Source organism: Marinoscillum sp., from assembly GCF_040222955.1.
Classification (GTDB): Bacteria; Bacteroidota; Bacteroidia; order Cytophagales; family Cyclobacteriaceae; genus Marinoscillum.
In genome coordinates, this window is sequence record NZ_JAVKCA010000008.1 from 143,535 (window position 1) to 157,177 (window position 13,643).

Genomic DNA, 13,643 nt, shown 5'->3' on the forward strand with positions numbered 1-13,643 from the left:
TGTATGTACATTTAATTTAACAATAGAAACACAAAACAGACATGTTACAATCAATCGTTTTATCATTAGCCCTATTGTTTTCTTCAGGTGAAGGAACAGAGGCCAATTACAAAGTAGACACCAAAGCCAGTACCGTGGAGTGGTTGGGCAAAAAAGTAACCGGACAGCACAATGGGGTGGTTAGCCTGAAGTCGGGCTCATTTGAATTCACAGATGGTGTACTGACCGGGGGTACTTTCACCGTGGACATGACCACTATAGAGGACTCTGACATGACAGGAGAGTACAAAGGCAAGCTGGAAGGCCACTTGAAATCTGACGATTTCTTTGGTGTAGACAAATACCCTACTTCTGTTTTCGTCATCACCAAAGCCGTACCACAAGGTCCTGGTAAGTACAAAGTAGTTGGAAACATCACCATTAAAGGCAAAACCGAAGAGATTCAATTCCCTGCTTCATTGGAAGAAAAAGATGGTCAGGTGACTGGCACAGCTTCTCTGACTATTGATCGATCAAAATTTGATGTGAGATTCGGATCAGGCAGCTTTTTTGATAATCTGGGAGATAAAACCATCTATGATGATTTTGAACTGACCGTGAACATCGTAGCCAGCAAGTAACATTGAAAAGCATTCTATAAGCCTGAATACCTGTTTTGGTGATTCAGAAATAGCACAAAAAAGCCCTAGAGAACTTCCGGGGCTTTTTTGGTTTTTGATTGCCCTTATGAATCACTGATCAGGCCTCTTGCATCACAGGCTGGTAAAAGAATTGTTCCAATACCACTTTACCGTCGCGAACCTGATAGACACATACCTCATCCATTCGGATAGGCTCTGACACGTCTTTGATCTTCACCCTGGACTTCATGGTGATAGAAAAAAAGGTGTCCGCCACGATCGGTTCGGAAATTTCACTTTCCAAAACCTCCTCGACCATCTTTGTCCATATTTCACCCTTTTTCATGATTTGGGCCATCCCCTGCACCGTAGGCCATGTGCTCCCCTCTGGCTCCACGCTCATAATGTCTGGTGCATAAAGCTCAGTGAGTACTTGCTCAAATTTACCTTCCCTGCAAAGTTTCACTAATTGGTTGGCTACTTCTTGTGTTGTCATAGTTGTGATGATTAAAATGAATAATGACTCAAAGAAATGACGTGAAGTGACAACCCTATGTCACTCATTTTTTGAAAACTTTCTTAAATCTGAAATACCTATTTTGGTGATTCAGAAATAGCACAAAAAAGCCCTGGAAAATTCCGGGCTTTTTTTTGTTGACTTCACAGACTTAATCGAAGCAAAAGTTTAGCCTCGTCTCAAAATTTCACAAACTCCTTGAGCTCACAAAAGTACCAATATGCGCAGGGTAACTTTCAAGAGTATCTCAAGGCTTTCTTTTCGGATTTTAAATTGAATTACTAGTTCCATAAACCCAAAAGAAATAACAACCACGCCGACTTCAGGGCAAAATCACATATTCCCCTTTTCACCATATCACAGTTAAAAACATATTTGTGCAACGCTTAGTTAGAAAGCCTCTACCTTGCATTTAGGGAAAGAAAATATTAACCGGGAACAAATTGGTTTAATCAGCCCTCATCTTTTCAGAGAATCACATGGCTATGGCATCCCGCTCGTAGTATTCTAGACAATAAGACTAGAACATGAGTCCGTCCTTTAATAAAGATGGATCTTAAAAGATGGATCTTAGAAATTACGACTATTAATTCGATTGATACAAGGTTCCATGTATTCGAGGAGAACTGGAAGAAATAGTATTCATAATGGATTCAATAGAGAGGCCCGGTCGATGTTCGGTCGAACCGGCACTCCTTGCGGAACATTGCAAAAACAAAAAAGCCTTTCTCTTTTAGAAAATCTTTTTAGACCCGTTATCCTATTGCTGCTCAATCACAGGACAATCTCAGGGATGGAAATATGAAAATTCAATATAGAAAGGTTGTCGATGTTTAACGTACCATCCACTTATCCTATCGATTCAAGTTTTTCCGCCAGCTCCTTCAACATGGCCCTATGCTTGACTGGATTGGACGCTTTCAAGTTCTGCAAGTTTTGAAGCTTCCATTTTAGGGCAGGGAGATTCCGAATGTTCTCCTCCGGAAACAGATTCCACTCTGGCTCACAGTTTTTGAACGACAGCAAGAATGTTTTATCCTGATCAGTGATCAATTGGTGCATTGTGCTTATCAGTTCAATTCTGGTTTGCTCATAATCAGCATAAGAAAAGGGAATGGTGGACATCCCTTGGAATTGCTGATCATAAGCCTGCCTTTGATCGAGATAGTTTGGAAATAAAACGTCGTGAATGGTGCGCCTATGACTCAAAGTAAACGCCAACACAGCATTCTTCATTTCATCAGTAATACCTCCATTCTTCAGTAATAAATAGACATCAAACAAATCTCTAGGATGCTGTCTGTCGAGTGCCGCACAAATTTTGCCACCGTAGAGCTCTGCGAATGAAACCACTGGCATGGCCGCAAACTTGCTAAACTCTTCCTGAACCCGATCAGTCACAGTAAGTGTCTTAACTGGATATAGCACGCCTCTTGTGGTCATATTGATCTCCACTTTTACTTGTGCACCCGCCAACTGACAGTTGAGCTTTACATCCAGACCATCTCCTCCCGCTACGGGCTGCACCCTTATGCCAGGAATGGCCTGGGTGATCTTTACCGACAGCCGTTCCACAATCTGGTGAATGTTGGATAAGGCTGTTTCACGATCCTCAAATCCAATATAATGCAAATCAAGATCTACGGATAATCGAGGCAAATCCCGAACGAACAGGTTAATGGCGGTACCGCCCTTTAGTGCCAACTGCTTCTCTCTGGCCACAAGTGGAATAATGGACAGCAATAAATCTACTTGAGATCGATACCTTGGATCAATCATAGATGAAGCTCTTTGGGTACGGTAATTCGATACTTGGAATCAAAAGCTCCCGATGCTACAATGTGCCTATCTCCAGAACCTAATGTGATTCCTGATACATCTAAATATTCAAACCACTGATGATTGATATTTTCTGCTAAGAAGAGAAACATGCGCTTGGCCTTCACTGAGGTACAGCCTTCCAGCAGCTCTTGAAGCATAGGGGGTCTAAGGTTTACCAGGCTTTCCATTAGGTGATAGCATTCTACCATGTCTATGGTTTGCGGTGTGAGTAGCAGGCATTCGATTATGGCACGCTCAGGATTTGAAATCGTCATCCTTTGCTTCTCATACTCTCGCTCAGTTACGCCAATAGCACGTGGTATGGAAGTGATTTGATGTAGCTTAATAGGTACATTCCAATTGAAATCTAAGAACCATTTGGGCAGTCGATACTTGCCATGGCTGAATAAATGCACGGTCTCACCCTCAGTCTTGAGGTAGTGTGAAAATCCCTGAACGGCCAGTGCAGTGATGGCTCCTACATGCACGGGTGCTTCTGTTTGTTTGCTGATAGAAGCCAGCGCACTCTGCCATGTGATGTTATCTTTGGGTCTTATGTAGGCCCCATGCCCAATAGGCTCCAGCCATCCGCTACTTTTGTAGCGTTGCTGTAGCGCTCGGGAGATGCCCAGTTTCTCTAACCAGGAGGCCAGAAAAACCGTACCCGGAGTGTGCTGATCCAGCAGAATCTTTATTTTATTCTCAATACTCATACTCTGAGTATAAATATCGGGAATAATTTAAAGCAAAGCAAAGATCGAGGCGATTTACATTTTAATCGCACAGAAACATCAACTCATCCTTTCACCCAACTTTCCAGATGGATCCGATCCCACCCGGATCTGCATAAACCCTGAAAATAGTTTTGTCACCCAAAAACAAAAAACCCCTGAAAACCAAATGGTTAACAGGGGCCTTTGTACCTGAGGCCGGAATCGAACCGGCACTCCTTGCGGAACACGAGTTTGAGTCGTGCGCGTCTACCAGTTCCGCCACTCAGGCTTCTTAAATACTCACCGAACGCATACAATCAATCCGGCGAATCTGAGCGTCTACCTCCCGATAGCTATCGGGATCGCCACTCAGGCTTCTTTAAGTTGGAACGGATTCCATACGGATTCCATCAGGGCTTTCACAGACCCTGCCGACAAACGGATGGCAAAAGTATTTAAATGATTTAATTAATACAACAAAAAAGGGATGTCAAAACTGACATCCCCGTTATTAGTTCTTTTGAGTTTGAGATTTTTAAAAAGCAAACTTTTCTTCTTTGATTAATTTGCTGTCGTGATACAGGAGGAAAGTCACATCTCCGCTCTTCAGACTCTGGAAGTTGAAGCTTTTGTGCACCTGATTGTCCTGATCAAATGATTCTTTGTAAACCACATCTTTGGCTTCATCCAGGATGTACAGGGTCATGGACTTACCCTGCTCCTTAGACCCTACCATGGCAATCTTACGGTCAGCTTTCTGATCAAATGAAAACACAAAGTTGGAAATGTCTCCAATCTTCAGGTCTTCGCTGAAAACGTATCCGCTTGATTTTACCTGGATCTGGTAATCCCCGTCGGGGAGGTTCGTGAGATCAAACTTTTTGGAGAAACCTGCTGACTTTATATTTTCTTTATAAACTAAGTGTTGTTTCTCGTCGAAAAGCTGGATGGTCACATTCTCTTCATTTGCAGCCTGATAAATTACTTTGTATAACTTATCCTCTTCGGCCACAACCTTACAGATGGTAGCCATGTAAGCAGAGTCTGCTGAGTAGGCTACTGATGCACTAAAAACTGTTAATAGTGCAAGTACGTGTTTGATTGAATGTTTCATAGTTCTATTCATTTTTCGTTATGAATTACATGACAAAGTTGAATAGATTCTGATGTCATTCGCAAGTAAATGATGCTTTTATTAAATGAATTAATGGTTAATTAATAAATATTTACACTTTCATTAAAGCGAAAAGGTTTTCATTGAAAATTCTATCATTTACCCCCAATGATCTCCGATTGCATTGTATTATTTTTATCATTCTTGTAAATATTCCAACAATCACAGGGAAAAATGCCTTAAAATTGGTTTTTAGTAGTTTTACCACACATTCTCTCGGGTCATTTAAAGAAAGCCAAATTTTATTGTATCGGATAGTAAATATTGGTGGCCCAACTAGCTGTATCCGGATTGGTCTCCGGGTCTGTGGTGTATTCTTCCCATGGATTACCCACCAGATCATAGTCGTAAAAAGCAGCAAACTCCATGATTTCGTCATATCCTTTTTCCAGATTTTCATAACTCCCCTGGCAATTGAGTAGAATGACCGGCCCGCCTTCCTGCCGAAACAGCTGAATTCGACCGGTACCAATCTCCTGAGCCGCTATGGGATATCCGCAAATGAAGGACAGGTCACCATCACCGTAATCTGAATAAACAGCCAGGGGATTGCCTGTGGCCTCTACACCGCGTATGGACATATAGGTGACGAGTTCTCCATAATTCTGTGCCATCATGGTAGACACCAGCGCCGGATCACTCACAGTGGAATCTCTGATGCCCAGGTACCGAAAGGGTTCTACGGTCTTAAGGCTCATCGAAAACTCAAAATCTGGTGCTGACTCCACCCGATCTTTCAGCGCCAGTAGCCCCTGCTCATAGTCTTCCCCCAGAAACCCATCAATACCCAGCATGAAGATTTTAGCCAGTCCCTTCACATTGGATTCATCATAGGTCCATACCACCTCAGTGCCCCCGTCCACGGGATTCAGGATGAAGGCTGCCGTGGGGTCGCTTTCGTATTCATCAAATTTCATCAGGTTCACCACCTTGCGGTTTTCCATTACCTCAATGACCTGCATGGACCCATTGCCTACCTCCGCACTTTTCCAGGAAATCCTGGCCCCCACGCCCATCACCGGTCCGTCCCACTGATACGCTGCAGCGGGATCCTTGGTGGCCCAGGGTGACCATTCGTTGAATGTTCTGAATGATATCAACTCTGTATACACTACCTCAGGTTGCCTCTCAATCAATATCTTACGCTCCATATGGGCATTGTCCGGTAGCAAATAAATGGCTATGAGCACTACCGAGGCAAGAATCATCAGAATGATTCCTACGATTTTAATTGCTTTCATCTTTGAGATTGTGGTTGAGTTTTTTCAATATAGCGGAAAATTAAGAGAAGCACGATGCATCCTGTTGGATTTTGGACCAGATTGATGGCACACAATATAGACCTAATAGTTATGCTACCGGTCTATTATCTGATGAGCTTTTTTATCCATTCAAATCAGGTGCTCATTTGGCTATGCCTGGTGGTCACTTATCTATATGAAGTCATTGCCATAGCCAGTCCCTGGGGCGGCACGCTGGGCAAGCGGATGATGAAGATAAAAGTGACCAACGATGACCTGACAACCCTCTCTCCCTGGAAATCCGGTCTGAGGGCCCTGGTAAAAGCATTCTCCGTACTCACGCTTTTCATCGGTTACCTCACGATTATTCTCCACCCTCAGAAAAAAAGCCTCCATGATCTGGCGATGAAAACTTCTGTTATTTTTTCTCCCCCTGCCTGATTTTTCATTTATTCATTCGAATGGAAACTATAGAATATCGTATCTTTCGCCTTTGTAACTATTAGCAATTCAAAATGGCACAAGATTCTGGTATCAAAAGATTTGAAAATTTCTTCGAGGGGTTCATGTTCTGGAGTAGGTGGGTACAAGCTCCACTTTATACAGGACTTACAATAGGAGCCTTTCTTTATCTGGTTAAATTCTTTCAGGAGCTCTATCATACTTTTCAGCAAACCACATCTCTTCATGAAACTGAGATGATGCTTCGCATTCTGGGCCTGGTGGATATCTCCATGGTAATGAACCTTGTGGTCATGGTAACGATAGGTGGCTACTCTATTTTCACCAGTAGAATAGACGTGGACTCACACGAGGATAAGCCCCTTTGGCTGGAAGACCTGGATGCAGGACAGCTGAAAATTAAGCTGGCCACCTCGCTCGCCTCTATCTCCGGGGTTCAGTTGCTAAAGACTTTCATTGATTATCGTGAAGCTGAGCAGAAAGCCGGTGCTGAAGGTATCATTATTGAAATCGTCATTCACATGGTATTCATCATCTCTGCCCTCCTACTGGCGCAGACAGAGAAAATCACTCACAGCTACAAGCATGGTCATGCTGCCGCAGTGAAGTTTGGTGATGAGGAGCATTAAAACATAAGTCAAACCAAAAAGTAAAGCCGCCGCGATGAATATCGCGGCGGCTTTACTTTTTTACAGGACGGCCTGATCAATCCTGTTTCTCTTTTCCTACCACTGACCGAATGAGCTCTGTCCATCGGAATGGATCCAGAAAATGGTTGGGCTGAACAACTCCTGTCAGCTCATATAACCGGCGATCAGCCCACATATCATAGTAGTAAATGTCATTTTTGTACGAATCCTTGAGAATCTTCATCAGGTCACGTTTCGCCTCCAGGGCACGGCTTTCCATGTCCGTTTTTGGTGACACCTTCAGGAAAGCTTCTCTGAATTCCTCTTCGCTGGGAAAAGAAAAGACCTGGACTTCATTGAGCAATACCGCTGAGGGTTGCAAAAGCTGAATGATGCCATAATCCGACACTTCCAGGACTGATGGCACCACCAACGTGGAGGATAGATACCTCAAATCGCGAAAGACAAGGGTATCCCCGGACTGTGCTTCGATACTAAACAAGCCAAGGCTATCGGTCACAGCTTCCTTGTTTTTGGAAAGATTGAAAACATAGGTCCCATCAATCGGCTTGATCTGCTCCCTATCCAGCACCACTCCTGAAAATCTGAGGAAATCCTGTGCGAACAGCACGTTGGATAAAATCAACCCAAAAAACAGCAGCAGCGTCTTCATGACTTCTTTATTTAGTTTTCAATATTCCCAACTGGCAGTGTCTATCTCTTCTAACGCATAAACGAGCAAATTAATTGACGCAATGATGTCATCTTTGTGTGCCATCTCTATCACCTGGTGCAAATGGCGGGTAGGAATGGAAATTGCTCCGGCAATAGAGCCATTTTTTCCCATGCGCTGCACACCTGCGGTATCAGTACCCCCTGCTGCCAGGATTTCCGGCTGCCAATCGATCTGGTGACTGTCTGCCGTTTTCTTTAAGAACTTCACCATTCGGCTATCGCAAATGGTCATAGCGTCCATTATTTTGATGGCTGTGCCCTTGCCCAACTCTGTGACCTTTTCGTGTGCCTGGGCACCAGGAAGGTCATAGGCGATGGTGGTGTCCAAAGCAATCCCAAAATCGGGATTGAGCGTATGCGAAGCGACATTCGCTCCTCGTATGCCCACCTCTTCCTGAACAGTAAACACCCCGTAGAAATCATAAGCCGGGTTTTTAATCTGTTTGAGGGCCTCTATCAAAATATACACAGACACCCGGTTGTCGATGGACTTGCAGTTTACACAGTTGCCCATTTCTATCAGCTCCCGCTGGCGGGTGATCGGATCACCAATGGTCACCAGTTTTTCTACCTCCTCTTTGGACATCCCACAGTCAATGAAATACTCCTCAATCTTTGCAGGCTTGTTGCGTTCTTCAGCCTTCATCACGTGAATAGGCTTGCTACCCATCACTCCTATGACCTCCTCATGACCATGGATGATCACACGCTGAGCAGTGAGGGTCTTGGGATCAAAGCCACCCAGGGTCTGAAACCTGATAAAGCCATTGTCATCTATGTGCGAAACCAAAAAACCAATCTCGTCCATATGGGCGGCCACCATCACTTTCTTGCCTTCAGGGTTTTTTACCCCTTTCTTGATGGCAATGAGATTCCCCATATTATCAATGCTATATTCATCCACATGGCCCTGTATTTCCCTGATGATCAGCTGGCGAACAGGATGCTCGAACCCCGGAGCTCCGGGCGCCTCACAAATGGCTTTCAACAATTTTACGTCTACCTTCATAATATGGAATTTAACAAAAAAAGTCCGGCTGTATCAACCGGACTTCAAAGATTTTATACCTGAAAATGACCTCATCGAAAGACCTGTTTTTTACCACAGGCTATCTAAATATGGTCATCGTTTCACTCAAAGTGCCCAGAGGGGGAGTCGAACCCCCACGTCCTAACGAACACATGGCCCTCAACCATGCCTGTCTACCAATTTCAGCACCTGGGCAGATGCGACGGCAAATTTAGCCGGATAATTTAAAATGGAAGCACCAATCTTTAGAATTTATCAGATTACTTCCCAGACCGAATCACAGAACAAATGTTCCTGATCAAAAAAGTTTTGAACAAGCCTGAATCCGGTTTTCACCGCCAGCTCTTCGATCTCCTCCAGGTCATATTTTTTGGATACTTCCATGAAAATAGGTTCCCATTCCCTGAAAGAAAAAGTCTCATTGAGTGCTCCCACATGCACTTCCAGTGGCTGCTTGCTAATGAGATAGCTCCTGCACTGCCCGGTCATGGGGTCATAGATAGGATTGTGGTCAAACATGGACGTATCAAAATTAGCGTCTAGCTCCCGATTGATCCTATCCAGCAGGTTCATATTAAATGCCCGTGTCACGCCAGCAGCATCATTGTAGGCATTCAATATCCTTTTGGGGTCTTTCTTGAGATCAAATCCTATCATCAGGTAATCACCTTGCTGCAGGTTGTCATGAATACTTGACAGAAAATTAATGGCTGTATCACTCAGGAAATTGCCAATATTGGATCCTAAAAAGAATGCCACTGAATGGGTGTGGTTTTTAAACTTCAGGTCTGCCAAAACCCTGAAGTAATCTCCGGCCAACGGCTCGATTTTCAGGTGCGGAATCTCCTTCAGCAGATTGGACTGCAGATGCTCCAGCACATCGGGAGAAATGTCTACCGGTGCATAGGAAAAGTCTACCCCCTGTTCGAGAAAGTGTTTCAAAAGCACTTTGGTCTTCAGGCCATCACCCGCGCCAAGCTCTACGAGTCTGAACGGCGCTCCATGATCCATAATCGCCAACAGAGCCTCCTTATGAGTTTGGAAAATCTCCAGCTCCGCCCTGGAGAGATAGTACTCATCCAAATGCATGATCTGCTGAAACAGCTTATCCCCGCGGGCGTCATAAAAGTACTTTGACGACAGGCGTTTCGGACTGGATGAGAGGCCTTCTTTTACATCCCTGGCAAATTGATTCAATGGCACTGTGATTGTTTTAGTATGTGAAAGATTCTTATTATTTAATATGCCTTGCCAGTCTTACGCCCGAAAAAAGCCATTGACATTGAGGTGCAAAGAAATTGCGATAGGTGGCCCGGATGTGCGATTTTGGGGTAGCGAATGAGCCGCCCCTCAGAACCATCTGGTTGATCATAAACTTACCATTGTACTCACCCAGTGCCCCATCCGGAGCCTTGTAAAACGGATAAGGCAAATAGGCACTGGACGTCCACTCCCACAGGTTGCCGAAGAAGCCAGGGCCCGATTGCCCTTTTGGGATCAGAGAACCACTTTCCACGAAATTTCCATCCTCAGGAATATTAGGCTGATGGATCCCTACTGCCACCTCCCACTCCAGCTCGGTAGGCAACCGGCAACCTTTCCATGAGGCGTATGCATTGGCCTCATAGTAGGACAAGTGCGCCACCGGGGCATTGAGATCAAGGGGCTTCAGGCCGAGCAGCGTGTAATGCAGCCAATGGCCATCTTCATTGATCCAATACATCGGGGCCTTCACGGCCTGGTTACCCAGCCAGTCCCAGCCATCCGAAAGCCAATATTGATGACTGGAATAACCGCCATCCTGCATAAACTCCAAATACTCCCCATTGGTAACGGTACGACTGGCAATCTCATAAGCCTCCAGATGCACTTCATGACGCCCCTGTTCATTATCAAAACAGAAACCATCACCCTGATGGCCCACATGGTAGTTGCCCTTATCCACTGTCAGCCACCCCATCGGAGCGCTCGTATCATGGCTCTCCCGCTCCCGATTTTGATAAGGTGGGAAAAGCGGATTGTGCCCCAGAATGTATTTGATGTCATAGAGCAGCAGTTCCTGGTGCTGCTGCTCATGCTGTAACCCTATCTCCATTACATGCGCCAGTTCCGGAGGCAGGGACTGCTGAAGCAGGCGCTCCATGTGCTCCTCCACATAAGCGCGATACGTCAGCACCTCCTGTACAGTCGGTCGGGTCAGGTATCCGCGGGAGGCCCTGGCCCATCGATCACCTGCTGCCACATAGTAACTATTGAAAAGAAAGGGGAAATCTTGATTGAAAAGCTGGTAATCGGGGAGGTGAGGCACGAGTAAGAACACCTCAAAAAACCAGGTGGTGTGTGCCAAATGCCACTTTGGAGGGCTCACATCTGAAACTGGCTGGACCACAAAATCCTCTGTCTCCAAAGGCTCTACCAGGTTCAGGGTTTGCTTTCGTACACTTTTGAACCTTTCCAGGTAGTCCAGAGCAGGATCTGCTAACGTGGATTGCGATTGTGACATACAGATTGTTTTTTCATTTTAGTTAACTGTAAAAACGCCCGGGGGTTTGGCTAAATCAAAGAAAAAGCCCTGACCAAACTGATCAGGGCTTCATCAAAAACTCAAAAAAACTTAACCTTACTGAAGTAAGAATATAACCGTCATCGGCTTTAAAAAAGTTCAACTTCAGCGCTTAATCATTCAGCCATTTCTTGAAAGGCCCTGAGCGCTCAACACTTACAATCACATCCATGGCATTAGGGGGTGGCGGTATCAGGTCTATTTTGACCCTGCTTTTAGAGTACGCCACCATGTTCTGTATGCTCTGATAGGAAATAATAAATTTTCTATTGATTCGATAAAACTTCTTAGGGTCCAGACTTCCTTCCAGATCTCCAAGATTCATGTTGATGATGTGCTGCGTGCCCTTCTTGGTTACTAAAAAAGTATAACGGTCTTCACTGAAAAAATAGGCAACATCTGCAGACGGGATGGAGTTAATCTTTTCTCCCAGGGTGACCAGAAAACGCTCCTGGTACTTTTGGTCTGAATACGGGCGAAGAGCCTCCAGGAGGTTGTCCACGTCAAATTCCTGCCCTTTTTGCTTCCAGTTTCGGTATTTCTTGATGGCTGTCTCCAGCTCAGTTTTGTCTATCGGTTTGAGCAGATAGTCTATGCTGTTTTCTTTAAATGCCCGAATAGCGTACTGATCATAGGCCGTGGTGATGATGATCGGTGTATTGTTACGCACCTTATCAAAAATATCAAAGCTCAATCCATCTCCCAGCTCAATATCGGACAGAATCAGGTCCACCTCATTTATATCCAGCCATTGCACGGCAGTATGCACACTGTCCAACTTCACCACCACCCTGGCATCGTTATAAACCTCCATGAGTGTTTTCTCTAAATCTTCAGCAGCTAGAGGTTCATCTTCAATGATCGCGACGCTTAACATAGTATCCATTTTTTAAAAGTTAAGACTTATCCAGCAATAATGGAATTTTAGCAATGTAAAATTCTCCTTCCTGGTAAAACTCCGGACTGCTCAATGACAAATAGGACAATCGTTTCTTCAGGTTGTCCTGGCCAATGCCGGTAGACTCCTGCCTGGCATCTTTCGGCTGATAGTTATTCCTCACGATCAACCACTCTCCTTCCACAAAAACCTCAACTTTCAGTGGGTTCTCCCGCGTGACAATGTTGTGCTTAAGGGTATTTTCCACCAGCAACTGGAGGGACGCACTGGGCAACTTAAAGTACTTATGGTGATCCCCTACACTGTGGGTAAACATCAGCGCATCCTTGAACCGTACCTTCTGGAGATAGATATAATTCTCCACAAAGTTCATTTCAGAGTCCAGAGACACCAGGTTATCGTTGTGCTCCAGCAGGTACCGGTATGTATTGGCCAGGTTCTTTACAAAATCACGCGCCTGACTGTTATCATGAACCAGTGCATGGAGGGTATTCAGACAGTTAAATAAAAAATGCGGATTTACCTGATTGCGAAGGTTCTCCAACTGAGCGACCACTCGCTCCTTTTCCACGCGCTCAGATTTGATCAGCAATTCCTTATTGATGAGCCGGAGGCGGTAGGTTTCTATGGCCCGCTTGATGATGATTTTCATCTCATCGTAGGTCCAGGGTTTCGAAATGTAATAGTAGATGTGGCCCAGGTTCACAGCGTTGATCACCGTCTCCATGTCAGCATATCCGGTCACCAGGATCCGAATGCTGTCACGTGAAATATTAATGGACCGGCGGAGAAACTCCACTCCACTCATTCGTGGCATGCGCTGATCCGTGAGAATGACCGGAATGTCCTGATTTTCAAAAAGTAAATCCAGCCCCTCCTCACCTGAATTGGCCGTAACAATCTCATACTCCCGTCTGAAAACAGACCTGAAGTAGTCAATATTGCCCCGCTCATCATCTACATAAAGGATTTTTATCAGTTCTGACATCTCGCTCCAACGCTTTTAACCTCCCAAGCCTCGTTTAGCGATCAAAAAGATGAGCAACCCGCCCATCACAAAAATCAGGCTCAGCATAAAAACGCTTAAATATTCAGGGATGTAGCCAATGTCATTCTTAATCATTATCAGGATGATAGCCATCAGGGTAATGAAGAGGCCACCAAAATATACAATTCTCCTCAGGGTAGTAATCATGCTATAGTTAGGTTTGGTCAGTAATAAAAGTTTAAAATAGTCGAT

The 13,643-nt window shown here is 44.8% G+C and carries 15 protein-coding genes and 2 tRNA genes; 3 read left to right on the top strand and 14 right to left on the bottom strand.

The window, feature by feature from the left end:
* Nucleotides 1-41 precede the first annotated feature (41 nt).
* The gene (locus RIH33_RS06430) at nt 42-620 is read left to right on the top strand and encodes a YceI family protein (protein ID WP_406654209.1); all 579 of its coding nucleotides are present in this window, start codon (nt 42-44) and stop codon (nt 618-620) included.
* A gap of 118 nt (nt 621-738) precedes the next feature.
* Here the strand turns inward: RIH33_RS06430 and RIH33_RS06435 are convergent, their stop codons facing one another.
* The 6 genes from RIH33_RS06435 to RIH33_RS06460 form a co-directional block, all read right to left on the bottom strand.
* On the bottom strand, nt 739-1,116 hold the full coding sequence (locus RIH33_RS06435) for a SnoaL-like domain-containing protein (RefSeq protein ID WP_406654211.1): 378 nt from the start codon (nt 1,114-1,116) through the stop codon (nt 739-741).
* Between the two features lie 870 nt (nt 1,117-1,986).
* On the bottom strand, nt 1,987-2,916 hold the full coding sequence (locus RIH33_RS06440) for a nucleotidyl transferase AbiEii/AbiGii toxin family protein (RefSeq protein WP_406654212.1): 930 nt from the start codon (nt 2,914-2,916) through the stop codon (nt 1,987-1,989).
* Complete coding sequence (locus RIH33_RS06445) at nt 2,913-3,671, bottom strand: type IV toxin-antitoxin system AbiEi family antitoxin (protein ID WP_406654214.1); 759 nt, start codon at nt 3,669-3,671, stop codon at nt 2,913-2,915. Before RIH33_RS06445 ends, RIH33_RS06440 begins: the two co-directional genes overlap by 4 nt.
* A 207-nt stretch (nt 3,672-3,878) precedes the next feature.
* Nucleotides 3,879-3,960, bottom strand: a tRNA-Leu gene (locus RIH33_RS06450).
* Between the two features lie 246 nt (nt 3,961-4,206).
* The gene (locus tag RIH33_RS06455) at nt 4,207-4,785 is read right to left on the bottom strand and encodes a hypothetical protein (protein ID WP_406654216.1); all 579 of its coding nucleotides are present in this window, start codon (nt 4,783-4,785) and stop codon (nt 4,207-4,209) included.
* A 302-nt stretch (nt 4,786-5,087) separates the two neighbouring features.
* Nucleotides 5,088-6,086 (bottom strand): GyrI-like domain-containing protein, encoded by a 999-nt coding sequence (locus RIH33_RS06460; RefSeq protein WP_406654217.1) that lies wholly within the window; start codon nt 6,084-6,086, stop codon nt 5,088-5,090.
* Nucleotides 6,087-6,140: 54 nt separating this feature from the next.
* On the opposite strand from RIH33_RS06460, the gene RIH33_RS06465 reads away from it, so the two are divergent.
* Nucleotides 6,141-6,527: an RDD family protein gene (locus RIH33_RS06465; protein ID WP_406654219.1), complete on the top strand. Its 387-nt coding sequence runs from the start codon at nt 6,141-6,143 to the stop codon at nt 6,525-6,527.
* 74 nt (nt 6,528-6,601) lie between these two features.
* Nucleotides 6,602-7,177, top strand: coding sequence for a TIGR00645 family protein (locus RIH33_RS06470; protein WP_406654220.1), 576 nt, complete (start codon nt 6,602-6,604; stop codon nt 7,175-7,177).
* A gap of 76 nt (nt 7,178-7,253) precedes the next feature.
* On the opposite strand, the gene RIH33_RS06475 is transcribed toward RIH33_RS06470, so the two are convergent.
* The 8 genes from RIH33_RS06475 to RIH33_RS06510 all read right to left on the bottom strand — a co-directional run bounded on the left by RIH33_RS06475 (nt 7,254) and on the right by RIH33_RS06510 (nt 13,598).
* Nucleotides 7,254-7,850 carry a hypothetical protein gene (locus RIH33_RS06475; RefSeq protein ID WP_406654222.1) on the bottom strand — a complete coding sequence of 199 codons (597 nt, stop codon included), beginning with the start codon at nt 7,848-7,850 and terminating at the stop codon, nt 7,254-7,256.
* An 18-nt stretch (nt 7,851-7,868) separates the two neighbouring features.
* Nucleotides 7,869-8,921, bottom strand: a complete 1,053-nt coding sequence (locus RIH33_RS06480; RefSeq protein WP_406654223.1) for a M42 family metallopeptidase — start codon at nt 8,919-8,921, stop codon at nt 7,869-7,871.
* A gap of 132 nt (nt 8,922-9,053) precedes the next feature.
* Nucleotides 9,054-9,137 (bottom strand) — tRNA-Leu (locus RIH33_RS06485).
* 60 nt (nt 9,138-9,197) lie between these two features.
* Complete coding sequence (gene egtD / locus RIH33_RS06490) at nt 9,198-10,145, bottom strand: L-histidine N(alpha)-methyltransferase (protein ID WP_406654224.1); 948 nt, start codon at nt 10,143-10,145, stop codon at nt 9,198-9,200.
* A gap of 31 nt (nt 10,146-10,176) precedes the next feature.
* Complete coding sequence (gene egtB / locus RIH33_RS06495; protein WP_406654226.1) at nt 10,177-11,445, bottom strand: ergothioneine biosynthesis protein EgtB; 1,269 nt, start codon at nt 11,443-11,445, stop codon at nt 10,177-10,179.
* Between the two features lie 172 nt (nt 11,446-11,617).
* On the bottom strand, nt 11,618-12,391 hold the full coding sequence (locus RIH33_RS06500) for a LytR/AlgR family response regulator transcription factor (RefSeq protein ID WP_406654227.1): 774 nt from the start codon (nt 12,389-12,391) through the stop codon (nt 11,618-11,620).
* Nucleotides 12,392-12,401: 10 nt separating this feature from the next.
* A complete protein-coding gene (locus RIH33_RS06505) occupies nt 12,402-13,391 on the bottom strand; it encodes a histidine kinase (protein WP_406654228.1) in 990 nt (329 codons plus the stop codon).
* Nucleotides 13,392-13,406: 15 nt separating this feature from the next.
* Nucleotides 13,407-13,598 carry a hypothetical protein gene (locus RIH33_RS06510; protein WP_406654230.1) on the bottom strand — a complete coding sequence of 64 codons (192 nt, stop codon included), beginning with the start codon at nt 13,596-13,598 and terminating at the stop codon, nt 13,407-13,409.
* Nucleotides 13,599-13,643 lie beyond the last annotated feature (45 nt).

What these genes read in the sequence shown, in the direction of transcription:
- egtB (WP_406654226.1), bottom strand. Translation starts at nt 11,445, where the DNA reads ATGTCACAATCGCAATCCACGTTAGCAGATCCTGCTCTGGACTACCTG.
- RIH33_RS06470 (WP_406654220.1), top strand. Translation starts at nt 6,602, where the DNA reads ATGGCACAAGATTCTGGTATCAAAAGATTTGAAAATTTCTTCGAGGGG.
- RIH33_RS06460 (WP_406654217.1), bottom strand. Translation starts at nt 6,086, where the DNA reads ATGAAAGCAATTAAAATCGTAGGAATCATTCTGATGATTCTTGCCTCG.
- RIH33_RS06440 (WP_406654212.1), bottom strand. Translation starts at nt 2,916, where the DNA reads ATGATTGATCCAAGGTATCGATCTCAAGTAGATTTATTGCTGTCCATT.
- RIH33_RS06480 (WP_406654223.1), bottom strand. Translation starts at nt 8,921, where the DNA reads ATGAAGGTAGACGTAAAATTGTTGAAAGCCATTTGTGAGGCGCCCGGA.
- RIH33_RS06510 (WP_406654230.1), bottom strand. Translation starts at nt 13,598, where the DNA reads ATGATTACTACCCTGAGGAGAATTGTATATTTTGGTGGCCTCTTCATT.
- RIH33_RS06505 (WP_406654228.1), bottom strand. Translation starts at nt 13,391, where the DNA reads ATGTCAGAACTGATAAAAATCCTTTATGTAGATGATGAGCGGGGCAAT.
- RIH33_RS06475 (WP_406654222.1), bottom strand. Translation starts at nt 7,850, where the DNA reads ATGAAGACGCTGCTGCTGTTTTTTGGGTTGATTTTATCCAACGTGCTG.
- RIH33_RS06500 (WP_406654227.1), bottom strand. Translation starts at nt 12,391, where the DNA reads ATGGATACTATGTTAAGCGTCGCGATCATTGAAGATGAACCTCTAGCT.
- RIH33_RS06465 (WP_406654219.1), top strand. Translation starts at nt 6,141, where the DNA reads ATGCATCCTGTTGGATTTTGGACCAGATTGATGGCACACAATATAGAC.
- RIH33_RS06455 (WP_406654216.1), bottom strand. Translation starts at nt 4,785, where the DNA reads ATGAAACATTCAATCAAACACGTACTTGCACTATTAACAGTTTTTAGT.
- RIH33_RS06445 (WP_406654214.1), bottom strand. Translation starts at nt 3,671, where the DNA reads ATGAGTATTGAGAATAAAATAAAGATTCTGCTGGATCAGCACACTCCG.
- RIH33_RS06430 (WP_406654209.1), top strand. Translation starts at nt 42, where the DNA reads ATGTTACAATCAATCGTTTTATCATTAGCCCTATTGTTTTCTTCAGGT.
- RIH33_RS06435 (WP_406654211.1), bottom strand. Translation starts at nt 1,116, where the DNA reads ATGACAACACAAGAAGTAGCCAACCAATTAGTGAAACTTTGCAGGGAA.